Below are 22,668 nucleotides of genomic sequence, written 5' to 3' on the forward strand. Positions count from 1 at the left end.
GACATGGATATGATTTTTGGTAAATTGGGTTGGGACTCTATCCCGACAGAGCCAATCGTACTTGTCACCATGGTCTTTATGGCACTTGGTGCAATTGCTGTGCTTGGCGGTATCACCTATTTCAAAAAATGGGGATATTTGTGGAAAGAATGGTTTACAACTGTAGACCATAAAAAAATTGGTATCATGTATATCATCGTATCTGTCGTCATGCTTTTGCGTGGTTTCGCCGATGCGATTATGATGCGTTTACAACTTTTCCTCGCTAAAGGCGGTGGTGAAGGTTATTTACATCCTGACCATTACGACCAGATCTTCACCGCACACGGTGTAATCATGATCTTCTTCGTAGCAATGGGTCTCGTTGTAGGTATGATGAACATCTCTGTTCCTTTACAGATTGGTGCTCGTGACGTTGCTTTCCCATTATTGAACTCTTTAAGCTTCTGGTTATTCGCTGGTGCTGCTGGTTTAATGATGCTTTCACTTGTATTGGGTGAATTTGCTGCGACTGGTTGGATGGCTTACCCTCCTCTGTCTGGTATTCAATATTCTCCTGGTGTAGGTGTTGACTACTATATCTGGGCACTTCAGGTTTCTGGTCTAGGTACGCTTTTATCCGGTGTTAACTTCTTCGTTACCATCATCAAGATGCGTGCACCTGGCATGAAATTAATGGACATGCCTATTTTCACGTGGACTTCACTTTGTACGGCAGTATTAATCATTGCATCATTCCCTGTATTAACAGGTACGCTTGCAATGCTTACATTAGACCGTTACTTTGGCTTCCATTTCTTCACAAATGAGCTTGGCGGTAGCCCAATGCTTTATGTGAACTTGATCTGGACATGGGGTCACCCTGAAGTATATATCTTGGTATTACCAGCATTTGGTTTATACTCAGAAATCGTTGCAACCTTCTCTCGTAAAGCGTTGTTCGGTTACAAGTCTATGGTGTATGCAACAATTGCAATTACTGTATTAGCATTCGTTGTATGGCTTCACCACTTCTTCACCATGGGTGCTGGTGCGAACGTTAACGCGTTCTTCGGTATCATGACCATGGTTATTGCGATTCCTACTGGTGTGAAAATCTTCTCTTGGTTATTCACCATGTATAAAGGTCGCATCACCTTTACTACTCCAATGTTATGGACGCTCGGCTTCCTTGTAACATTCGGTATCGGTGGTTTAACTGGTGTACTTATGGCTGTTCCTCCTGCGGACTTCTTGGTACACAACTCATTATTCTTGATCGCTCACTTCCATAACGTAATTATTGGTGGTGTGGTGTTTGGTATGTTTGCCGGCATCATTTACTACTGGCCAAAAATGTTTGGTTGGAAGCTCAATGAAGCATGGGGTAAAGCTGCATTCTGGTTCTGGTTCTTTGGTTTCTATTTTGCATTCATGCCACTTTATATCCTTGGTTTCATGGGTATGACTCGTCGTTTGAATACATATGACAACCCTGAATGGGATCCATACCTTGCGATTGCATTATTTGGTGCTGTTCTTGTTGCGATTGGTATTGCATGTTTCTTAATGCAAATCATCGTTGGTTTCTTACAACGTCACCAAAACATGGACCACACAGGCGATCCATGGGATGCTCGTACACTTGAATGGGCTACTTCTTCCCCTGCTCCATTCTACAACTTTGCGCATGAACCAGATGGTAGCGGTATTGACCGTTTCTGGACTGACAAAGAAAACGGTGTAGCATACGCACGTAATACTAAATATGAAGACATCCACATGCCGACTGATCGTGCTGCTGGTTTTGTCATTGCAATGTTCATTACACTTCTTGGCTTTGCACTTATCTGGCATATTTGGTGGCTCGTTGTTGTTTCATTCGTTTCAGCTGTTATTAGCTTGATCGTAAGCTCATTCACTAAGAATGTTGATTACTATGTTCCAGCTGCTGAAGTTGAGCGTATTGAAAACGAACGCTATGCTTTACTTGAAAAACACTTGAAGAAGGACTAAGGAAATGGCTGAAGTACTTCATCACGACAACCATGGCCACGATGGTCATCATGAACATGATGATACAGATTTAACGGTCTTTGGTTTTTGGACATACTTGATGAGTGACTTGATTCTTTTCGGATCACTCTTCATTGCGTTCGCTGTATTAAGCAGTCATGTTCCAGCAGGGACTCCAAGTGCATATGACCTGTTCCATAATTCATTAGGCTACGTGTTAACTGAAACATTTGCCTTATTGATTTCATCGGTAACTTTCGGTTTTGCTGTACTTGCCTCTTATAAAAAGAATGTAAATCAAGTTATTACTTGGTTATTTATTACATTCCTTTTTGGTGCAACCTTCATCGGTATGGAGCTCTATGAATTCCATCACCTTGTAGAGGAAGGTCATGGTCCAACTCATAGTGCATTCTTGTCATCGTTCTTTACTTTGGTTGGTACGCACGGTATCCACGTAACTTCTGGTTTAGTGTGGATGTTGGTATTGATGTATCAAATCAAAACTAAAGGTTTGACTTTACCGAATACACGTCGTCTTGCTTGCTTAAGCTTGTTCTGGCACTTCCTTGACATCGTTTGGATCTGTGTATTCAGCGTCGTTTACTTACTGGGAGTTCTCTAATGAGTAGTCATGAGCATAATGCTGCTGGTGCGTCACACGGTAACTTTAAGCAATACACTGTAGGTTTTATTCTATCTGTTATCCTTACCATCATCCCATTCGGGATGGTGATGGCAGGTGGTTTCAGCCGTGGTCTTTTAGTTACAGTGATTGCAATTACTGCCGTTGCTCAGGTTCTTGTACAACTTGTGTACTTCTTACACATGAATACATCATCTGAACAACGTTGGAATATGATTGCATTTATCTACACGATCCTATGTATCGCTGTACTGTTAATCGGTTCTGTGTGGATTATGAATTATCTTCACTACAATATGATGATCTAAACTGATTGTCATGTTGAAAAAGTATTTATTCCTGACTAAACCAGGAATTCTCTTCGGTAATTTCGTTACCACTTTGGGCGGCTTCTTCTTAGCCGCCCAAGGCTCTATAGACATCTTATTATTATTGCTCACTCTCATTGGAACAACGTTAGTCGTTGCCTCAGGTTGTGTCGTCAATAATGTTATTGATCAAGATATTGATACAAAGATGCAGCGCACTCAAAACCGCGCACTTGTTAAAAAAACTATCTCTCCTACTGTTGCGCTTATATATGCGTTTGTACTTGGGGTAATTGGTTTTAGCATTTTGTGGTTTGGAGTAAATGGTTACGCATTTTTGTTTGCAGTAATTGGTTTTGTTGTCTATGTCGGTTTTTATAGCTTGTGGACCAAACGTACCTCAATCCATCAAACCGTTATTGGTAGTATCTCCGGAGCGAGTCCTCCTGTTATTGGTTATACAGCGGTAACTCATCAATTTGATGTGGCAGCCTTGCTTTTGTTTTTAGCGTACGGTTTATGGCAAATGCCCCACTCTTGGGCAATTGCAATTTATCGTTTTGATGATTACAAAAATGCAGGAATTCCAATTTTGCCTGTAGCACGTTCTATTTATCGTACGAAAATTGAATGTGTAATATATATCCTGTTATTTGCAGCTGTTTTGAATGGGTTATATTGTTTTGGTTATACCAATGTATTCTTTTTAATTACCTTTAATGCTTTAACTGCATACTGGTTCTATTTATCGATTATTGGATTCAAAGCCGAAAACGATCAACTTTGGGCTAAACGTTTTTTCCTCTACTCGGTCATATTAATTACCCTGTTAAGTTTGAGCTTTAGCTTTACCTATCAATCCCCTGCTCCAAATCTTCCTCTCTTTTAATTAAGGGAGGATTTCCTCCTCAAAAACAACTTTTCATATTTCTTATCAAAAGATTTGTTTTTAGTCTAATTTTTACCTATAATTCAGCCTTCGCATTTTTTGCGACGTAGCTATTTATATTTTAGCTATGACTCCTTGCTTCTAATTTTTTAGGGGCTGTTTAAACCGTAAGGAGCTGACAATGCGTCATTACGAAATCGTACTTTTGGTACATCCAGACCAAAGCGATCAAGTTGTAGGTATGGTTGAACGCTATATCTCTCAGATCAAAGAAGCTGATGGTCAAATTCACCGTTTAGAAGATTGGGGCCGTCGTCAATTGGCTTACCCAATTAACAAAATTCACAAAGCGCACTACATTCTTATGAATGTTGAATGTGGTCAAACTACGCTTGATGAGTTAGAAGAATTATTCCGTTATAACGACGCGATCATTCGTAACCTTATCATCCGTCGTGAACACGCAATCACTGAAGAGTCATTGCTTGCTAAGAGTGCTGAAGAAAAGCGTGCGCGTAAAGCTCAACGCGAAGAAGCACAGCAAGTTGCTCAAGAAGCTGAATAAGGAGAACATCAATGGCACGTTTTTACCGTCGTCGCAAGTTCTGCCGCTTTACAGCTGAGAATGTTGCGTACATCGACTACAAAGATATCGACACTTTAAAACAGTACATCACTGAAAACGGCAAGATTGTTCCTAGCCGTATCACTGGTACTAAAGCTCGTTATCAACGTCAATTAGCACTTGCTATCAAACAAGCTCGCTATTTGTCTTTGATTCCGTACACTGACAACCATAAGTGAGGTGATCTGTGGACGTTATCTTATTACAACGCATTAAGAACCTTGGTAAATTAGGCGATAAAGTATCAGTTAAAGCTGGTTACGGCCGTAACTTTCTTATCCCTCAAGGTAAAGCAGTTGCAGCTACTGAAGCTAACACTGCTGCTTTTGAAGCTCGTCGTGCTGAACTTGAGAAGCAAGAAGCTGAAGTATTAGCTGCTGCTCAAGCACGTGCTGAACAATTGAATGAAGTTAACATCGTTATCACTGCTAAAGCTGGTGACGAAGGTAAACTCTTCGGTTCTATCGGTACTCGTGACATCGCTGACGCGTTAACGAATGCTGGTCTTACAGTTGACCGTGCAGAAGTTCGTTTACCAAACGGTGCGCTTCGTCACACTGGTGAATTCAACATCGCAATCCAATTGCATCATGATGTTGTTGCAGAAGTTCTCGTTACTATCGTATCTGAGTAATTTCTCATCAAAAAAAGAGCATGCTCACGCATGCTCTTTTTTTATCTCTTAAATTTATGAAATAAAATTAGATATATTAATTCCTGATCAGTTCTTCAGTTTAATTGGTTTTTTAATTAGGTAGTTTATTTATTTTTGTTTTAAGATAGTTCTCGGCTTAAAACCCTTTTTTTGTGCACACATTTTATCATCAGGTCTAATTATGTCTCAGGCGAATGCCACTTCTTTAACGCTTTCATCTCCAACAGAAAATAAGACGAGTGAATCAGGCCAACTTAAAGAGTTTCGCACTCCCCCACACAATTTAGCCATTGAACAAGCAGTGCTTGCTGCATTGATGACCGTTGCTGAATCTTTTGAACAAATCAGTGACCTACTCAAAGAAAATGATTTTTATGCCACTCGTCATAAATATATTTACCGCGCAATTGAAAAATTAGCGCAGGAAAATTCACCTTATGATGCGGTCTTAGTGAATGACTGGCTTTTAAAACAAAACTTACTTGATGCTATTGGTGGTGAAGAATACTTAATGCAGCTTATGGCTGATTCACCTTCAAGTTTCTATAACCTTGAAACCTATGCAACCAAAATTAAAGAATTCTCTACACTACGCAGTATGATCAAGGTAAGTACTGAAATTTTACAAAATGCTTATGACACAAAAGGGCGTGGTGTTAGTGAAATTTTAGATTTAGCCGAAACCAGTATTTTCTCTTTAGCTGAACAGCACAATAACAATAAAAAAGATTCTGGCCCTAAAGCAATTAGCTCTGTAACAGCCGATGTAATTAGTAAACTTGATGAACTTTCAAAACTCGATGGCAATATTACTGGTTTAACTACTGGCTTCTTAGAACTCGATAATAAAACTTCCGGTATGCAACCTGGAGACTTAATTATTGTCGCGGCACGTCCGTCTATGGGTAAAACTACCTTTGCCATGAACTTGGTTGAAAGTGTTTTGCAATACAATAAACTCCCTGCTCTCGTATTCTCTATGGAGATGCCAGCTGACTCAATTGCAATGCGTCTAATCTCTGCAATGGGTAAAGTTCACCAAGGACATTTACGTTCAGGTAATTTAGATGCAGATGAGTGGACTAAAGTTACTGGTACTATTTTGCAGCTTCAACAAATGCATTTATACATTGATGATTCGTCAGCTTTACCACCAACCGAGGTTCGTGCCCGAGCTAGACGTATTGCAAAAATGCATGATGGTAAAATCGGCTGTATCATGGTCGATTATTTACAATTGATGAAAGTTCCGGGTATGGGTGATAACCGTGTTGGCGAAATCTCGGAAATTTCACGAAGCTTAAAAGCCTTGGCAAAAGAAATGCACTGTCCTGTGATTGCACTTTCCCAGCTTAACCGAAGTCTGGAAAACCGTCCAAATAAACGCCCAGTAATGTCCGACTTACGTGAATCGGGTGCGATTGAACAGGATGCCGACTTAATCATGTTCATTTACCGTGATGAAGTCTATAACAAAGAATCTAAAGAAGCAGGCACCGCAGAAATTATCATTGGTAAACAGCGTAACGGCCCTATTGGTACTGTTCGCCTTGCCTTTGAAGGTCAATATACTCGTTTTAGTAATCTCTCTCCTGAGTATTACAGCCAATATGATGATGAAGAATAAACTCTATCTCTAGCCCAAAGGAGTAAATGAGGGTGCGTCAAGCAACAGTTTATATTGATCGCCAAGCGCTTCAATATAATTTAAACCGTGTCAAACAACTCGCAGCAAATTCAAAAATCGTAAGTATGGTAAAAGCCAATGCTTACGGACATGGAGTCAAAGACTGTTTAGCAGCTTTAAATGCCTCAGATGCCTTTGGTGTCGCCTGCCTACAAGAGGGATTAGAAATCCGTGAACTTGGTTTCGAACAACCAGTTACTTTAATTGAAGGCGTATTTTCTGAAGATGAAATGCCCGTCGCAATTGAGCAAAAATTTGAATGTGTTATTCATCATCAACAACAGTTTGAATGGTTAATTAAACACAAACAAGCATACATTGCCCAAGGCTTAAAAGTATGGGTTAAATTAAATAGCGGTATGAACCGTTTAGGTTTTAAAAACCTAGAAATTATTGAAATCATTAAAACTTTAAAATCTGAAGGATTTACCTGTGTACTTGCTATGCATTTTGCCAATGCAGATGTAGACCATCCTTTAAATGAACAACAAAAACAGCAATTTTTGCAAGTAAAACAAGCTTGTGAACCAGTTTTAGCATCTTGCTGTAATTCAGCTGCTATTTTTAAATGGCCAGAACTGAATTTTGACTATGTACGACCAGGTATTATGCTCTACGGTGCTTCACCTTTTGCGGATAAAACGGTACATGAGCTAGATTTAAAACCTGTCATGACTTTCACAGCAGAAGTTATCGCGTTAAACCATATTCAAGCTGGTGAACATGTGGGTTATGGTTCAACTTTTTGTGCCCAACAGGCTACGGATATTGCCATAGTTTCTATTGGCTATGGTGATGGTTATCCAAGAGCTTATGTTAAGCAAAACTTTGTCGCTATTGATGGCAAACTTTGTCCAGTTGTAGGACGTGTAAGTATGGATATGATAGCGATTGATGTCACAAATACTCAGGTAAAACTTGGTACCCAAGTTGAACTTTGGGGTAATCATCGTTTAGTTGATGACGTTGCTGAAGCTAACGGCACAATTGGTTATGAATTACTTTGCCGCTTAAGCACTCGTCCAGTCCGCCAAAGTACTTAATAATTTAGTAAATAAAAAAATCCAAGCTTGCTTGGATTTTTTTATTTGAAATACCTTTTAACGCCAATAATCATCTGTAGGTTTAGGCATTTCCTGTAAACCACGACGTAAAGTATCCGACCACTGACGACTAATTTGTGAAAAATACGGATCGTCTTCACTAATTCGTTTACCCATAGGAATCACAAAACTATCTCTGCTATAGACCAAGGCATCTAATGGTAAACCTACCGACACATTAGAGCGCAGTGTTGAGTCAAACGAGATTAAACTGCAGCGTAGAGCATCATCTAACGGCATTGCATAATATAAAGCACGATCTAAAATAGGCTTACCATATTTACTTTCACCAATTTGAAAGTAAGGCGTGTCGGTTGTAGCACAAATAAAATTACCTTGCGGATAAACATTATAAAGCTGCATATCACCGCCTTTAATTTGTCCACCCACCAAAATACTACAAGCATAATTCATTTGTTCTTGAGTATCTGAGCTAATATCTTCTAAAACATTTTTTAAAGTTTTACCGACTAAATCAGCCACTTCAAACATTGTGTTAATACTATATAAATTAGGCTCTTGCTGCAAAGTAAGCGCATTTTGCAAATGCCCGATAACCGCTTGTGTCGTTGCTAAATTACCTGCTGTTTGCAAGGCAATAAAACGCTCTCCCGTTACACCGAAAGTATGAAGCTTACGAAATACAGAAATATGATCGACCCCTGCATTAGTTCGAGTGTCACTTATAAACACCAAACCCTGTTCTAATCTCAGCGCACAACAATAGGTCATTTCGTTCTCTTTACATTCAACAAGCCAACACTTGAACCACAGACATCATATTTTCAATACCACCCTGTTCTCGCACACCTCTAATTGGGGCAACATCAAGATAGTCCCGTCCAACTGCGAGATAAATATGATGCTTTGGCGTAAACAATTGATTGCTTACATCAAAACAATACCACTGATTATCTAAAAATACCTCCGCCCAAGCGTGACTGGCAAGGTGCGGATAATTTTGATCAAATAAATAACCAGAGACATAACGTGCTGGTAATTGTAACGCACGACACATGGCGATTAAAACATGTGCATGATCTTGACATACTCCTTGAGCTGCATGAAAGGCTTGCGTGGCAGTCGTATGAACAGATGTACTATCTGGTTGATATGGCATCTTTTGCAGAATATTTTCACTGAGCAAAGCAATGTGTTGTCGATCTTTGACGGTTACAATTTTCTGGGCAAAATCCAACATTTCAGAATCATATTGAGTGGCCGCTGTACTTTGAAGAAATATTTTTGATGGTATAGGTACATCTACTCCACCTATCTCTGTATTTAAAAGCTCAACAATACCCTGCGCCATAAAAGTAAGATGTTGGTATTCATAACGCTGCGTAGCGGTTAACCAAATATTATTAAAAATATCTCTTTTGAGTGTCTTATCACCTGGCACACTGATTGCCCAATTCACAACATGTTGATGCAGCGATGTTTGAGGCATCATCTTAATATACTGAATACTGTTTTTAGCAGTTTCAGTATATTTATAATGCGTTTGATGATTAATCATCAATTTCATAATCATGCCTCGAACATATATTCCAGCTGCTGAGTAAAATTATAATAAGCATCCCAAGACGGATGATCTTTTAATAATTGCCAAGATTGATTTAGCTTCTCCCATCCTAAGTCATTCAGCTGTTGAAGCAATTTTTCTAGCTCCTGTAAAAGTCCCGTAAGGTCTTGCTGAAAACGTAGTTGTATATCCAATTGCTCTACTTTCTTACCTAAATTCAGAAATAAGGCTATATCTTCATTTTCAGAATCAAGTATTTGATTACATTGAGCTAAAGCTTTATTTAATGAATCAGGATGAGCTTGAAGTGACTTAATCGCATGATTCAGTTCGGCATAAGCGCTAGAAGATAGTATCCCTCTTAATTCTTGAATATTATCTTTAGCAATCATGAACTGGTTCAGTAATGAATATGTTTGTTTCGTATCCAACATATAGCAGTTCAGTAATTCTGCTTGCTCAATGACCAGTCCAAATGCCGCTGCAAATTGAGTTGCTTTTTCATCATCGGTAAATGGTAAATGTGATACAGCAAATTTAATCCGCATTAAATAACGGCCCAACCAATAAATGTGGTGTGCACTCGAATTGAGTAAAACCATAAATTTCCTCTTTAACCGACTATTAGGAATGTAGCGTTTCAACGACCCATGTATCTTTAATGCCTCCTCCTTGGGAGGAATTTACGACTAAAGATCCTGCTTGCATGGCCACTCGTGTTAAGCCTCCCGGTACAATTTCAGTGCGATATGGGGAACTCAATACAAACGGACGTAAGTCGATGTGGCGCTCAGCCACTCCTGATGTCGTTAAAGTCGGTGCAACAGATAAAGCTAATGTTGGCTGTGCAATATATTCATGCGGTGTAGCAATCAATTTTTTTCTAAATTCATCAATTTCACATGAGCTCGCCTTAGGACCAATTAACATGCCATAACCACCAGACCCTTGAGCTTCCTTAATCACTAATTGATCTAGATGAGACAATACATAGTCTAAATGTTCTTTTTCTCGGCATTGATAAGTAGGGACATTCTTCAGAATTGGTATTTCACCTAAATAATATTGAATCATCTGATCAACATACGGATAAATCGATTTATCATCGGCTACACCAGTACCAGGTGCATTTGCAATCACTACATTTTTTTGTAAATAAGCGGACATAAGACCTGCTACCCCTAGGGCACTATCAGGTCTAAAGGCAAGCGGATCTAAAAAATCATCATCTAACCGACGATAAATCACATCAACCTTTTGACGTCCACGAATTGTTTTTACAAAAACTTGATCATTTTCCACAAATAAATCTCGGTTAGTAACCAGTGGCACATCCATTTCACGAGCCAAAAAGGCATGTTCGTAATAAGCACTATTAAAACGCCCTGGTGTTAAAACTACGATAAAAGGACAATCAACCTCTGAGTTTTCTTGAAGTATTTCTTTTAATAAGCTTGGGTAATGTTCAATGCCTTGCAAATTATTAGCAGCACAAAGTTCAGGCATGAGTTGCTGACTAATATTTCTACATTCAATCATATAAGAGACGCCAGAAGGTGTTCTTAAATTATCTTCTAGTACAAAAAATTCACCTTCGCCATCTCGTATAATATCTATACCGCTAATTTGAGAATAAATTTTACCTTTAAGCTTGTGCTTGAGCATGTGTGGCTGAAAAGCCTCATGACAAATAATATGATTTTCTGGAATTAACTGTTCCTTTAAAATATGTTGTCCATGATAAATATCATCTAAAAAATAGTTTAAAGCTTTAACTCGCTGTGCACATCCAGCTGCTATTTTCTCCCACTGTTTTTTTTCAATTACTCTCGGGATTAAATCAAAGGGAATGGTTCGCTCTGCACCTTCTTTATCACCGTAAACATTAAATGTAATACCGTGATAGAGAAAATGTTGTTTGGCCTCCGCATTTAACTGCTTAAGCTCATCTAAAGTTCGAATGCTCAACCATTGCTCAATTTTTTTAGAAGCAGCACCGTTAGATGTCACATCGTCTAGCATTTCGTTAAAAAACTGCGATTTTAACTGTTCAAATAAGTTCGTTTGTACCGAAAGATTGTCCATAAACGAAGTCTGGTTAAGTAATGCGGTGGTCGCCTGCTCTTGTAAAAAATAATCAATATCGGCTTGTAGGTCTTTCTCTTGTTCTGACATAGCAACCTCGTCTTATCATTTATCTATATTTCATTTTTAAATAAGCAATTTCAGTGCCACTTATATATCTATAATGCTTATTGGCTTTCGTTGTTATAACTTTCTTTTAAATTTTAGCATTGATTGTAAAAGGTGCCATAAACCGAATCTGACAAACTTGCTAAATGTGTAAAGTTTTTTTATTGTGTTGACACCAAAGCAATTGGATATAGATGTATTACGCTTATGTCTGTAATAGAAAAAGAAACTTCAAATAGTTTATATCGCCAGTGGCAGATTCTATCTCGCCTTCCTACCGGTAAATGGATCGGGACTCGAGAATTGCAAGAAATGCTTGAGCGTGAAGGTATCGAAATCAGTTTAAGGACAATTCAGCGTGATTTAAATCAAATTGCTCAGCGTTTTCCAATTGAAAGTAATAAAGCTGTGCCTCAAGGCTGGCGATGGCAATCAGATGCACCAATTCAAAGCTTACCGCATATGACAAGCTCCCAAGCAGTAACCTTTATGATGGTTGAAGAACATCTCAAACATTTGCTCCCACCAAGTCTACTTGATGAGATGGGTCCTTGGTTTGACTTAGCAAAACGTAGTCTGTCTACACAAAATAATGTAAGACAATGGATTAATCGTGTCCGTATTGTGCCAGCAAGCCAACCACTGATTCCACCTGTAGTCGACCGTGCTGCTCAACAAGCAATTTACGAAGGCTTACTGCAAGACAAACAAATTGAGTGTGTTTATCAAGCCCGTGTAAATCAAGGCGAAGATAAAACTTATATTTTAAATCCGCTTGCATTGGTCCAAAAAGGTGCTGTTATTTATTTAATTTGCACCCGCCATGATAAAACCGAAGTACAAACCTTTGCCCTACACCGCTTCAAATCCGCTAAGGTTTTAGAAAGTCGTGCGCTCCACCCCGTTAATTTTGATATTGATCACTATATTGACTCGGGTGCTTTAGGTTTCAGGGTAGACTACAATCAACCTACTGAATTGATACAGCTCACCTTAACCATGACTGAACAAACTGCCAAAACTTTTTATGAAAGTCAGTTAAGTAAAGATCAGACAATTACTCCAATTGAAGAAAACATTGTCGAAGTTACGGCGACTGTTCCTTTTACATCTCAACTCGTCTGGTGGTTACGAAGTTTTGGTAAAAAGTTGCTCCATATTGAACCAGTTCAAGTACACAATGCAGTACGAGAAATTGAACCTGATAACAAATGACTAGATATAAAAAAGAGAACCGTCAGGTTCTCTTTAGATTTTGAATAATAATTTTCTTAATTTTATATTGGTATTTATAGTTTTATTTATTTTCAGATCATTCTGTTCTCCTCCACCAAAATGATCTGCTTCTTCTTTTGCGCTATGTTGAACATGAGCATTGGCATGCCAAATCATATCCATTATAGCGAATTGATTTCATTGTCATGTTTAAAGCCCTCTTGTTTGAACGTGAATTCAATATAACGTTCGTTTTAAAACATGTGAAATAAGAAAAAAAGGAAGTGAAATCTATTTTCTTCCTTAGGAAGTTTCCATATATTTTTTGATAAGAAAATAAAAAGCCCAGTCTTAACTGGGCTTTTTTAATGACTTAAATGATTAAGCTGTTTTTTTGATCATGTTATTTTTACGAATCGTGATCATTACAAGTTGAACAGCAGCTGGGGTAACACCAGGAATACGACTTGCTTGAGCCAATGTTTCTGGACGCACAGTTTTTAACTTCTGAGTAATTTCACGAGATAAACCTGAAACAACATCATAATCAAAATCGGCAGGAATCTTGGTTTCTTCAAGACGCTTTAACTGAGCTACATCTTCATGCTGACGGTTAATATAACCTTCATATTTAACCGCGATCTCGATTTGCTCACCCACTTGTTCTGAAACTTCTGAACCCGTAAGTTCTGCGATTTGAGCAAAACTAATATTAGGACGTTTGAGTAAATCAATCGCACTACATTCTTTACTCAAGTCAGCACCAGTCATTTCGACAAACTTTTTACCCATTGGGTTATTAGGCGCTGCCCACAAATGCTGTAGTCGAGATGTTTCACGTTCAACTGCTTCCATTTTTTCACAATAAGCAGCCCAACGAACATCATCAACTAAACCAAGCTCACGACCAATAGTTGTTAAACGTTGATCGGCATTATCTTCACGCAACATCAAACGATATTCCGCACGTGAAGTGAACATGCGGTATGGTTCTTTCGTACCCAAGGTAATCAAATCGTCAACCAATACACCCATATAAGCTTGGTCACGTTTCGGTGTCCATTCTTCTTGCTCCCACGCACGGCGAGCAGCATTTAGACCTGCAAGTAAACCTTGGGCACCAGCTTCTTCATAACCGGTAGTACCATTAATTTGACCAGCAAAATACAAGCCGTTAATTGCTTTGGTTTCTAGGGTAAATTTCAAAGCTTGCGGGTTGAAATAGTCATATTCGATTGCATAACCCGGACGTAAGATATGGGCATTTTCCATACCGCGAATCGAGCGCACAAGTTCAAACTGAACATCAAATGGTAATGAAGTCGAAATCCCATTTGGATAAAGCTCGTGTGTATCTAGGCCTTCTGGCTCTAAAAATACCTGATGCGAATCTTTATCAGAGAAACGATGAATCTTATCTTCAATTGAAGGACAGTAACGTGGACCTACCCCTTCAATGACACCGGTATACATTGGTGAACGGTCTAAGCCACCACGAATAATGTCATGAGTTTTTTCGTTAGTATGCGTGATATAGCAGTTCACTTGTTCTGGGTGCATAGACACATCGCCCATGAACGACATTACCGGAGACGGGAAGTCGCCTGGTTGTGGTGTCATAACAGAAAAATCAACTGAACGTGCATCAATACGTGGAGGTGTACCTGTTTTTAAACGGCCTACCGGTAATTTCAACTCACGAAGACGCTGAGCAAGAGCAATAGAAGGAGGATCACCAGCACGACCGCCGCTTGATTTCTCTAAACCAACGTGAATAACACCACCCAAGAATGTACCTGTAGTCAACACAACAGTTTTTGCGTCGAAGCGAATACCCATTTGGGTCACAACACCCTTAACGGTATCGCCTTCCACAATCAGGTCATCGGCCGCTTGTTGGAAAATATCAAGATTTGCTTGGTTTTCTAATGTCTCGCGAATAGCAGCTTTATAACGAACACGGTCTGCCTGAGCACGTGTTGCACGCACTGCGGCACCTTTACGCGAGTTTAAAATACGGAATTGAATACCGCCTTTATCGGCAGCTAATGCCATTGCACCACCAAGTGCATCAATTTCACGTACTAAGTGTGATTTACCAATACCGCCAATTGCTGGGTTACAGCTCATCTGACCCAAAGTCTCAATGTTATGGGTCAAAAGCAAAGTCTGTCGTCCCATACGCGCCGCAGCAAGTGCCGCTTCCGTACCTGCGTGACCGCCACCGATAACGATAACATCATAAACTTTAGGATAGTGCATGAGTACAAAAACACCAGAAAAAAAAGACGGAACATTATAGCAAAATTATCTGCTTATTGATGTACATAATTACAAAATTGTCATCACATGATTTACGCTACACCACATGTTTTGACATTTTGTTTCAGGAATTCAATACAAAGTGAATGTTTTTAAAAATTTTTCATTCTAGAATAAAAAACGTACAGCACTTCTACGACTTTAAAATTAACGCAACGAGAAGGAACACAAAATGAAAACGACCATGTTAAAAATCTTAACTGCATCTCTCCTTTGTTTTTCAGGCGTAACGTTGACCCACGCTGCGACTAATCATAATGCCAAATCGACTCATACTACTAAATCGAGTCATACTGCTAAAACAAGCAAGCATGCTGCAGAGTCAGGTACATCAGTAACGCAAAAAGAACTGAGAGCTTGTGCTAAAAAACGTCAGGGTGATTGGGTTTCTTATAGCCATAATGGTGCAACCTTCAATGGTACTTGCCAACCAAACGAAAATGGCAAACTACAATTTAAGGCCCCTGCTCCCTAATATAGTTTGAACCTAAGGTATAGAAAAAAGTTTTAATTTTTCTATAACACAGCGAAATTTTCAAAAAGCGGTCCATTAAAGATGGGCCGTTTTCTTTTTTAAACCATTCTAGTCGGCTACAATACACCTTTAAATAAAATTTTTAGGTCCTTTTCGTGAAGTGGTTACAAATACACATTACCGTTGATCAAGAACAAGTTGAATTCACAGAAACACTTTTAATGTCTCTAGGTGCGGTAAGCGTAACGCTGGATGATGCTGAAGATCAGGCTTTGCTTGAACCATTACCAGGCGAAACACCTTTATGGAATAAAGTTATTGTTACAGGTATTTATCAACAAGACGAACAAGACCCAATTGATGTTGACACTTTAGAAGCTTTCTTAAAAGCTCAACTTCCAGATGTACCTATGCGTCATGAAGAACTTGAAGACCAAGTTTGGGAACGTGCATGGATGGATTATTATGAACCGATTCAAATTGGGGAAAAATTCTGGATCGTACCTGAGTGGTTAGAACCACCAGAAGCAGATGCGACTAATATTAAACTTGATCCAGGACTTGCTTTTGGTACAGGTAACCATGCAAGTACATTCTTATGTTTACAATGGTTAGGTAAAACCGATGTAAAAGATAAAATCGTTATTGATTATGGTTGTGGTTCGGGCATTTTAGGCGTTGCAGCTTTATTATTAGGTGCTAAAAAAGTCTATGCGACAGATATTGATCCTCAAGCTGTTCTTGCGACAAAACAAAATGCAGAACTCAATGGGGTTTTAGACCGCCTATATGTGGGTCTTCCTGAAGAGTTCGATCAAGAATTCAAACCTCAACAGGCAGACGTTTTAGTTGCAAATATTTTAGCAGGACCGCTCATGGCACTTGCACCAGAGTTTGCAAAATTACTTAAATCTGATGGTGATTTCGCACTTGCTGGTGTAATTGAAGAGCAAGTAGCTGATGTTTCAGGTGTTTATTCTGAATTTTTTGATATATTAGATGTCGAAAAGCGCGAAGAAAACTGGTGCCGCATTTCAGGAAAACGTAAAACAATAAATTGAGATTATTTAACTCATGAATGAAAAACAAACCCGCTGCCCTAAGTGTTTAACAGTTTATAAAGTTTCTCTTACCCAGTTAACTGTTGCTCAGGGTATGGTTTGTTGCCCTAAATGTAATTTAAATTTTAATGCTCTTACCAACTTGGTTAACATTGAGCTCCCAGAAGCAACAAACTCATCTGTTTTAGCTGACGGCTCGATTCAAACACGATATATGACTCATTCTCATGTGTTAGATATCTTTGATCAGAAAGTTGAAAACTCTAATATTGATCTTTTAACATATTTAAATAATTTAAATTACTTCCACAATGAGCCCATCAATGCTCTTCCCAACCTCAACTTAGCTGAACAAGCAACTTCACCCGAACAGGATAATGGTAAAAAGCATAGCTGGTTGTACTATACACTTTGGAGTTCTGCGAATCTGATTCTGATTTTAGTTTTTACTTTTCAGATTCTCTGGTTCAACCCAAAACTTATGCAGCAAAGCCCTGCTATTAGCCATGCATTTAATTATGTCTGTCAAATACTGCACTGCAGTAAGTCAGCTGAACAATATCAACTTCTTTATATAGAAAAGGTAAAGCTACGTAGAATAGATATAGAACATACTCGATTTTCTGGCGTTCTAGTCAATCAAAATAATAAAAGTATTGAGTTACCAAACCTAAAATTAAGTTTTGGTCAAGAAGGCAATCAAGAAGAGATCATTTTTACTCCTCAACAATACTTGGTTGAAAATTTACGAGGCATTCAACGTATCCCAACTAATACACCGTTTAAATTTCAATTTGATTTAAATAAAAGCAAAAAAAGCCTAGTAAATTATCGATTAGAAATTGTCCACCCCTAATTTGTAAAAAAAGTGAAAAAAAAATAAAAAAAAATGCAGTTAATTTGCTCACTTTTTCCTAGACAATGGTATGATACGCGCCACGAAAGCTTTGACTCATATACTCCTCGCTCTCAATTCAAAAAATATACTGTTAAGCATGTGTGCTTTTCTAAATTAAGCGCATAGCCTAACTTTTTTTGTTTTTGAGGGGGCTGTAACAAATATTTAACTATTGTTACGCTTATTTTTTACTCAATACGAAGATTTATGGCAAGCTAATTGTTCTTATGTTTTAGAGTCACTGTTTTAGGATCTAAAACAGGACTCCGTATTTTTAGACCACATTTACATACTACTTTACCCAAGCTAGTATTTGATTTTCGGATTAACTCGCATGAATAGCAAATCTCCTATTTTTACTGCACAATCTGATGTTGCTCTTCGCATCCACGTGGATCGCGCAGTTCGTCATTATTTTGCACAATTGCAAGGTGAGCAACCATCTCAGGTATATGACATGGTGCTAGCAGAAATGGAGAAACCTCTTTTATCTGTAGTTCTTGAATATACTCGTGGCAACCAAACACGTGCCGCAGAGATTCTTGGACTAAACCGCGGCACTTTACGCAAAAAGTTAAAAGCTCACGGTTTAATGAGTGAATAAATGATAAAATGCTCACGACGTCGTGGGCATTTTTTTATGCTTCTAATTGGTTTTAATCCGTAGACTTGAAATTGTTGACTTGAACATCATGACTATTAAACGTGCTTTGATTTCTGTATCAGACAAAACAGGAATTGTCGAATTTGCTCAAAACCTTGCAGCTTTAGGGGTAGAATTATTATCTACAGGCGGCACATACAAGTTGCTTAAAGATAATAACATTGCTGTTGTTGAAGTATCTGAACATACTGGTTTCCCAGAAATGATGGATGGTCGTGTAAAAACACTACATCCAAAAATTCATGGCGGTATTTTAGCTCGTCGTGGTCTAGACGAAGCAGTTATGCAAGAACACAACATTGATCCAATCGATCTAGTTGTTGTCAACCTTTATCCATTTGCAGCTACAGTTGCTAAACCTAACTGCTCTCTTGCTGATGCTATCGAAAATATCGACATCGGTGGTCCGACAATGGTACGTGCTGCTGCTAAGAACCATGCCTCTGTAGGTATTGTTGTAAATGCTTCAGATTACGATACAGTGATTAGCGAATTAAAAGCTACAGGTTCACTTTCTTATGAAACACGCTTCGATTTAGCGGTTAAAGCATTTGAACATACAGCTCAATACGACGGTATGATCGCTTCTTACTTAGGTGCTCGCGTTGGTAAGACCGAAGGTGAAGCTGATTTATTCCCTCGTACGTTCAACACTCAATTAAATAAAGCACAAGATTTACGTTACGGTGAAAACCCACATCAATCTGCTGCTTTCTATGTTGAAGCAAACGCAAAAGAAGCTTCTGTTTCTACAGCAAAACAATTACAAGGCAAAGAATTGTCTTATAACAATATTGCTGACACAGATGCTGCACTTGAATGTGTTAAATCATTTGCTAAACCAGCTTGTGTAATCGTAAAACATGCTAACCCTTGTGGTGTTGCGGTTTCTTTAGACGGTATTAAAGCTGCTTATGATTTAGCTTATGCAACAGATCCAGAATCTGCTTTCGGTGGCATTATTGCATTTAACCGTGAGTTAGATGTTGCAACTGCTCAAGCAATTGTTGACCGTCAATTCGTCGAAGTTATTATTGCTCCAAGCATTGCTGATGGCGTACTTGAGGTAACTGGTGCGAAGAAAAATGTTCGTGTTTTAGTATGTGGCGAATTACCTGCAATTGATGCACGTGCTCCGCAACTTGACTATAAACGCGTTAACGGTGGCTTACTTGTTCAAGACCAAGACTTGGGCATGATCACTAAAGATGATCTTAAAGTAGTTACTAAACGTGCTCCTACTGAACAAGAAATTGATGACCTTATTTTCGCGTGGAAAGTTGCGAAATATGTAAAATCAAACGCTATTGTTTATGCAAAAAATCGTCAAACTATTGGTGTAGGCGCGGGTCAAATGAGCCGTGTTAACTCAGCGCGTATTGCTGCAATTAAAGCAGAGCATGCTGGTTTAGTTGTTGAAGGCGCTGTTATGGCATCTGATGCATTCTTCCCGTTCCGTGACGGTATTGATAATGCAGCTAAAGCTGGCATTAAATGTATCATTCAACCGGGTGGTTCTATGCGTGATGAAGAAGTCATTGCGGCAGCTGATGAAGCTGGTATTGCAATGGTCTTCACTGGTATGCGCCATTTCCGCCACTAATTTAAATTTAGTCCTCCCTAACCCTCCTTTTATTCAGGAGGGTTTTCCACAATAATGGAACTATCTCTCCACTTCGAGAAATAGAGGGGGATGAAAAAGGATTAAAGTTAAGGAACAAATTAAAAATGAATATTTTAGTTTTAGGTAGTGGTGGTCGTGAGCATGCTTTAGCATGGAAAATCGCGCAAGATACCAAAGTTACTCAAGTTTTTGTTGCGCCTGGTAATGCCGGAACGGCAACAGAAGCAAAATGCGTTAACGTCCAACTTGATATTTTGGACAACCCTGCAATTATTGCTTTTGCTAAAGAAAATAATGTTGAGCTGATTGTTGTTGGTCCAGAAGCACCATTAGTAAATGGTGTAGTAGATGCTGCACGTGAAGCTGGTTTAAAAATTTGGGGTCCTACTCAATATGCAGCGCAGCTTGAAGGCTCAAAAGCGTTTGCTAAACATTTTTTAAAACGCCATAACATTCCAACTGCTTTTTACGAAGTATTTACTGAAGTTGATGCAGCGAAAGCTTACGTTGAAAAAAATGGCGCACCAATTGTAATTAAAGCTGACGGTCTAGCGGCAGGTAAAGGTGTCATCGTTGCAATGACCAACGAAGAAGCTTTTGCAGCAATTGATGACATGCTTGCAGGCAACAAATTTGGTGATGCAGGTTCACGTGTCGTAATTGAACAATTCCTCGCTGGTGAAGAAGCCTCTTTCATTTGTATGATTGATGGTAAAAATATTTTACCAATGGCAACTTCACAAGATCACAAACGTATTTTTGAAGGCGACCAAGGACCAAACACTGGCGGTATGGGTGCCTACTCTCCTGCTCCAGTTGTAACTCCAGACGTATTTGAACGTGTGATGACTGAAATTATGCGTCCAACTGTTGATGGTATGGCTGCTGACGGTCATGTTTACACTGGTTTCTTATATGCTGGTTTAATGATTGATGAACAAGGTCAACCACGCGTAATCGAATTTAACTGCCGTTTCGGTGATCCTGAAACTCAACCAATCATGATGCGTTTAAAGTCATCTCTTGTTGATTTGGTTGAAGCAGGTATCGCGGGTAACTTACCAAGGGAAGCAGAGTGGGATGAGCGTAAGTCAATCGGTATTGTACTTGCAGCAGAAGGCTACCCAGACAGCGTGCGTAAAGGCGATGTGATTTCAGGTATTGGTCAATCACCAGAAGATACTAAAATCTTCCATGCAGGTACTGCTACTCGTGAAGATGGCCACATTGTGACTTCTGGCGGACGTGTGCTTTGCGTAACTGCTCTAGGTGACAGCGTTCTTGAAGCACAAATTAATGCTTTAGAAGTTTGTGGACAAGTGACCTTCACAGGTATGCAATACCGCAGCGACATCGGTTACCGTGCTATTGCTCGTGAAAAAGCTGAGTAAAAGTTAAAAAATGAAAAGACTCCCTAATTAGGGAGTTTTTCATTTCGTACCTACTATAAGAAAAATACATAAATTTTTATGAGATTTCTTAAGATATCAACAAATAGAAAAAAGTCCTCTATATCAATCACATTTTTATTGTTATCATTAGCGCAACGTTGTGACTGTCAACAAACACTGCTGTTTTAATAATTTCCATAGAGACTTGCTCTACAAATTATGCCTGTAGAGAGTTTTTTAATGTTCTAGATTTATGAACGCTCGTTTGGCTACCGTTGGGGATTAACTGTTTGGGGAAACAGTTTTTGTTTATTAAACAATTACCCTTTGGAATAGCCAAAGTATGCAAGCAAATTATGGAACCCCAGAAAAAGATAACAGAGTTTAGACTAGTTGTAATTCCAACTCCTCCCTTTTCATGTGGATATAGAGCAATAAATATTGTTCTGTATCTTCTCAATCAGGACTTTTTTAAATGAAAAAGCTGATCAGTCTTTTTTTAAGTATGTCAGTAGTATTATTGACAGCATGTGGTAAACAAGAAAGTACTCCACAATCCGAACAAAACAATGATAGTTCTAAAGTACAAAAGGTAGTAATTGCCTCTACAGGTTCGGATGCTGATATTTGGCGTTATATTGCAACTCTACCTGAAACTCAAGCTGCTGGTTTGAAGTTAGAAGTAAAAAACTTCACAGACTACGTTTCAATGAATACAGCGATTGCAAATAAAGAAGTAGATTTGAACGCGTTCCAGTCTTATTCTTATCTTGTTGCATTTAACAACTCAAACCCAGATAAGATTGCGGCAGTTTCTACCACTTATCTTGAGCCAATGGGTATTTATTCAAGTAAATACAAAAAAGTTGAAGAGCTTCCAGAAGGTGCAATTATTGCAATCCCAAATGATGCTGCCAACGAAGCCCGTGCTTTACTTCTATTACAAACTGCTGGCTTAATCAAACTTAAAGCTGACTTTAACCCTGCTCAAGGTAGTCCAATTGATGTTATCGAAAATCCTAAAAAGATCGATATCAAACCAATTCAAATGGCTACTGCAATGCGTCTTAAAGACGAAGTTGATGCCGTTGCATTAGGTAACACCCTAGCAATGGAAGGTGGTTTAAACGTCCTCAAAGATTCTATTTTCTTTGAACCTGTTGACCAAAGTACAAAACTCAATGTTAACGTTTTAGCAACTGCTGAATCACGTAAAAATGATCCTGTTCTGCAAAAAGTTGGTAAGCTTTACCACACTCCAGCTGTTAAAAAATACGTTGAAGAGCACTTTGGTGGAACAAAAGTTGACGTAGATCAACCAATCAGCTATCTCTCAGAAGCTAAATAGTAATATAATAGCCCCAACGTGAAACAGGCAAATTCTCTTTGCCT

23 protein-coding genes are annotated in these 22,668 nt (G+C 38.8%); 17 read left to right on the forward strand and 6 right to left on the reverse strand.

What is annotated here, in order from left to right; translation table 11 throughout:
* Positions 1-3 precede the first annotated feature (3 nt).
* The 9 genes from cyoB to alr all read left to right on the forward strand — a co-directional run bounded on the left by cyoB (position 4) and on the right by alr (position 7,848).
* Positions 4-1,995, forward strand: coding sequence for a cytochrome o ubiquinol oxidase subunit I (gene cyoB / locus CSB87_RS02915; RefSeq protein ID WP_002049358.1), 1,992 nt, complete (start codon positions 4-6; stop codon positions 1,993-1,995).
* A gap of 4 nt (positions 1,996-1,999) precedes the next feature.
* Entirely contained in the window at positions 2,000-2,620 is a 621-nt protein-coding gene (gene cyoC / locus CSB87_RS02920; RefSeq protein WP_002049203.1) for a cytochrome o ubiquinol oxidase subunit III, read from the forward strand.
* Entirely contained in the window at positions 2,620-2,949 is a 330-nt protein-coding gene (locus tag CSB87_RS02925; protein WP_000094534.1) for a cytochrome o ubiquinol oxidase subunit IV, read from the forward strand. The genes cyoC and CSB87_RS02925 overlap by 1 nt, the downstream gene beginning before the upstream one ends.
* Positions 2,950-2,959: 10 nt before the next feature.
* The gene (gene cyoE, locus CSB87_RS02930) at positions 2,960-3,838 is read left to right on the forward strand and encodes a heme o synthase (RefSeq protein WP_002049287.1); all 879 of its coding nucleotides are present in this window, start codon (positions 2,960-2,962) and stop codon (positions 3,836-3,838) included.
* A gap of 181 nt (positions 3,839-4,019) precedes the next feature.
* A complete protein-coding gene (rpsF, locus tag CSB87_RS02935) occupies positions 4,020-4,403 on the forward strand; it encodes a 30S ribosomal protein S6 (protein ID WP_002049107.1) in 384 nt (127 codons plus the stop codon).
* Between the two features lie 11 nt (positions 4,404-4,414).
* Positions 4,415-4,642 carry a 30S ribosomal protein S18 gene (gene rpsR, locus CSB87_RS02940; protein ID WP_000090661.1) on the forward strand — a complete coding sequence of 76 codons (228 nt, stop codon included), beginning with the start codon at positions 4,415-4,417 and terminating at the stop codon, positions 4,640-4,642.
* Positions 4,643-4,650: 8 nt separating this feature from the next.
* Positions 4,651-5,097 carry a 50S ribosomal protein L9 gene (gene rplI, locus CSB87_RS02945; protein ID WP_000382591.1) on the forward strand — a complete coding sequence of 149 codons (447 nt, stop codon included), beginning with the start codon at positions 4,651-4,653 and terminating at the stop codon, positions 5,095-5,097.
* A gap of 202 nt (positions 5,098-5,299) precedes the next feature.
* Positions 5,300-6,745, forward strand: a complete 1,446-nt coding sequence (dnaB, locus tag CSB87_RS02950; protein ID WP_002049228.1) for a replicative DNA helicase — start codon at positions 5,300-5,302, stop codon at positions 6,743-6,745.
* A gap of 32 nt (positions 6,746-6,777) precedes the next feature.
* Positions 6,778-7,848 (forward strand): alanine racemase, encoded by a 1,071-nt coding sequence (alr, locus tag CSB87_RS02955; RefSeq protein WP_031952831.1) that lies wholly within the window; start codon positions 6,778-6,780, stop codon positions 7,846-7,848.
* Between the two features lie 57 nt (positions 7,849-7,905).
* On the opposite strand, the gene CSB87_RS02960 is transcribed toward alr, so the two are convergent.
* From CSB87_RS02960 to CSB87_RS02975, 4 genes are read right to left on the reverse strand one after another with little or no spacing between them, the layout of a single operon-like run.
* On the reverse strand, positions 7,906-8,640 hold the full coding sequence (locus CSB87_RS02960; RefSeq protein WP_002049189.1) for a proteasome-type protease: 735 nt from the start codon (positions 8,638-8,640) through the stop codon (positions 7,906-7,908).
* 16 nt (positions 8,641-8,656) lie between these two features.
* On the reverse strand, positions 8,657-9,436 hold the full coding sequence (locus tag CSB87_RS02965; protein WP_002049307.1) for a transglutaminase family protein: 780 nt from the start codon (positions 9,434-9,436) through the stop codon (positions 8,657-8,659).
* A 2-nt stretch (positions 9,437-9,438) separates the two neighbouring features.
* Positions 9,439-10,035, reverse strand: a complete 597-nt coding sequence (locus tag CSB87_RS02970; RefSeq protein WP_002049176.1) for an alpha-E domain-containing protein — start codon at positions 10,033-10,035, stop codon at positions 9,439-9,441.
* A gap of 22 nt (positions 10,036-10,057) precedes the next feature.
* Entirely contained in the window at positions 10,058-11,608 is a 1,551-nt protein-coding gene (locus tag CSB87_RS02975; protein WP_031952834.1) for a circularly permuted type 2 ATP-grasp protein, read from the reverse strand.
* A gap of 225 nt (positions 11,609-11,833) precedes the next feature.
* On the opposite strand from CSB87_RS02975, the gene CSB87_RS19950 reads away from it, so the two are divergent.
* Positions 11,834-12,841 carry a helix-turn-helix transcriptional regulator gene (locus CSB87_RS19950; RefSeq protein WP_002049181.1) on the forward strand — a complete coding sequence of 336 codons (1,008 nt, stop codon included), beginning with the start codon at positions 11,834-11,836 and terminating at the stop codon, positions 12,839-12,841.
* Positions 12,842-12,874: 33 nt separating this feature from the next.
* Here CSB87_RS19950 and CSB87_RS19835 read toward each other — a convergent pair whose 3' ends face one another.
* Together CSB87_RS19835 and mnmG are read right to left on the reverse strand one after the other, a co-directional pair.
* The gene (locus CSB87_RS19835; RefSeq protein ID WP_002049353.1) at positions 12,875-13,024 is read right to left on the reverse strand and encodes a hypothetical protein; all 150 of its coding nucleotides are present in this window, start codon (positions 13,022-13,024) and stop codon (positions 12,875-12,877) included.
* A 198-nt stretch (positions 13,025-13,222) separates the two neighbouring features.
* Positions 13,223-15,103, reverse strand: a complete 1,881-nt coding sequence (mnmG, locus tag CSB87_RS02985; protein ID WP_031952836.1) for a tRNA uridine-5-carboxymethylaminomethyl(34) synthesis enzyme MnmG — start codon at positions 15,101-15,103, stop codon at positions 13,223-13,225.
* Positions 15,104-15,335: 232 nt separating this feature from the next.
* Here mnmG and CSB87_RS02990 point away from each other — a divergent pair, with 232 nt between their 5' ends.
* The 7 genes from CSB87_RS02990 to CSB87_RS03025 all read left to right on the forward strand — a co-directional run bounded on the left by CSB87_RS02990 (position 15,336) and on the right by CSB87_RS03025 (position 22,624).
* The gene (locus tag CSB87_RS02990; protein WP_002049150.1) at positions 15,336-15,638 is read left to right on the forward strand and encodes a hypothetical protein; all 303 of its coding nucleotides are present in this window, start codon (positions 15,336-15,338) and stop codon (positions 15,636-15,638) included.
* 155 nt (positions 15,639-15,793) lie between these two features.
* Positions 15,794-16,699 carry a 50S ribosomal protein L11 methyltransferase gene (gene prmA, locus CSB87_RS02995; protein ID WP_017393569.1) on the forward strand — a complete coding sequence of 302 codons (906 nt, stop codon included), beginning with the start codon at positions 15,794-15,796 and terminating at the stop codon, positions 16,697-16,699.
* A gap of 13 nt (positions 16,700-16,712) precedes the next feature.
* Positions 16,713-17,555 carry a zinc-ribbon and DUF3426 domain-containing protein gene (locus CSB87_RS03000; RefSeq protein WP_002049309.1) on the forward strand — a complete coding sequence of 281 codons (843 nt, stop codon included), beginning with the start codon at positions 16,713-16,715 and terminating at the stop codon, positions 17,553-17,555.
* A gap of 376 nt (positions 17,556-17,931) precedes the next feature.
* A complete protein-coding gene (gene fis, locus CSB87_RS03005; protein ID WP_001086304.1) occupies positions 17,932-18,201 on the forward strand; it encodes a DNA-binding transcriptional regulator Fis in 270 nt (89 codons plus the stop codon).
* An 88-nt stretch (positions 18,202-18,289) separates the two neighbouring features.
* Positions 18,290-19,864 (forward strand): bifunctional phosphoribosylaminoimidazolecarboxamide formyltransferase/IMP cyclohydrolase, encoded by a 1,575-nt coding sequence (gene purH / locus CSB87_RS03010; RefSeq protein WP_004708032.1) that lies wholly within the window; start codon positions 18,290-18,292, stop codon positions 19,862-19,864.
* 125 nt (positions 19,865-19,989) lie between these two features.
* Positions 19,990-21,276 carry a phosphoribosylamine--glycine ligase gene (purD, locus tag CSB87_RS03015; RefSeq protein WP_031952837.1) on the forward strand — a complete coding sequence of 429 codons (1,287 nt, stop codon included), beginning with the start codon at positions 19,990-19,992 and terminating at the stop codon, positions 21,274-21,276.
* A 475-nt stretch (positions 21,277-21,751) separates the two neighbouring features.
* Entirely contained in the window at positions 21,752-22,624 is an 873-nt protein-coding gene (locus tag CSB87_RS03025; RefSeq protein ID WP_017393565.1) for a MetQ/NlpA family ABC transporter substrate-binding protein, read from the forward strand.
* Positions 22,625-22,668 lie beyond the last annotated feature (44 nt).

Origin of the sequence: Acinetobacter sp. AR_0276, from assembly GCF_003000705.1 — a bacterium.
Classification (GTDB): Bacteria; Pseudomonadota; Gammaproteobacteria; order Pseudomonadales; family Moraxellaceae; genus Acinetobacter; species Acinetobacter nosocomialis.

Coding starts and splice junctions, on each gene's coding strand:
- CSB87_RS03025 (WP_017393565.1), top strand. CDS start 21,752: ATGAAAAAGCTGATCAGTCTTTTTTTAAGTATGTCAGTAGTATTATTG.
- fis (WP_001086304.1), top strand. CDS start 17,932: ATGAATAGCAAATCTCCTATTTTTACTGCACAATCTGATGTTGCTCTT.
- CSB87_RS02960 (WP_002049189.1), bottom strand. CDS start 8,640: ATGACCTATTGTTGTGCGCTGAGATTAGAACAGGGTTTGGTGTTTATA.
- CSB87_RS02925 (WP_000094534.1), top strand. CDS start 2,620: ATGAGTAGTCATGAGCATAATGCTGCTGGTGCGTCACACGGTAACTTT.
- rpsR (WP_000090661.1), top strand. CDS start 4,415: ATGGCACGTTTTTACCGTCGTCGCAAGTTCTGCCGCTTTACAGCTGAG.
- CSB87_RS02975 (WP_031952834.1), bottom strand. CDS start 11,608: ATGTCAGAACAAGAGAAAGACCTACAAGCCGATATTGATTATTTTTTA.
- rpsF (WP_002049107.1), top strand. CDS start 4,020: ATGCGTCATTACGAAATCGTACTTTTGGTACATCCAGACCAAAGCGAT.
- purH (WP_004708032.1), top strand. CDS start 18,290: ATGACTATTAAACGTGCTTTGATTTCTGTATCAGACAAAACAGGAATT.
- CSB87_RS03000 (WP_002049309.1), top strand. CDS start 16,713: ATGAATGAAAAACAAACCCGCTGCCCTAAGTGTTTAACAGTTTATAAA.
- cyoB (WP_002049358.1), top strand. CDS start 4: ATGGATATGATTTTTGGTAAATTGGGTTGGGACTCTATCCCGACAGAG.
- dnaB (WP_002049228.1), top strand. CDS start 5,300: ATGTCTCAGGCGAATGCCACTTCTTTAACGCTTTCATCTCCAACAGAA.
- CSB87_RS02965 (WP_002049307.1), bottom strand. CDS start 9,436: ATGAAATTGATGATTAATCATCAAACGCATTATAAATATACTGAAACT.
- cyoE (WP_002049287.1), top strand. CDS start 2,960: ATGTTGAAAAAGTATTTATTCCTGACTAAACCAGGAATTCTCTTCGGT.
- CSB87_RS19950 (WP_002049181.1), top strand. CDS start 11,834: ATGTCTGTAATAGAAAAAGAAACTTCAAATAGTTTATATCGCCAGTGG.
- CSB87_RS02990 (WP_002049150.1), top strand. CDS start 15,336: ATGAAAACGACCATGTTAAAAATCTTAACTGCATCTCTCCTTTGTTTT.
- CSB87_RS02970 (WP_002049176.1), bottom strand. CDS start 10,035: ATGGTTTTACTCAATTCGAGTGCACACCACATTTATTGGTTGGGCCGT.
- purD (WP_031952837.1), top strand. CDS start 19,990: ATGAATATTTTAGTTTTAGGTAGTGGTGGTCGTGAGCATGCTTTAGCA.
- mnmG (WP_031952836.1), bottom strand. CDS start 15,103: ATGCACTATCCTAAAGTTTATGATGTTATCGTTATCGGTGGCGGTCAC.
- cyoC (WP_002049203.1), top strand. CDS start 2,000: ATGGCTGAAGTACTTCATCACGACAACCATGGCCACGATGGTCATCAT.
- CSB87_RS19835 (WP_002049353.1), bottom strand. CDS start 13,024: ATGGATATGATTTGGCATGCCAATGCTCATGTTCAACATAGCGCAAAA.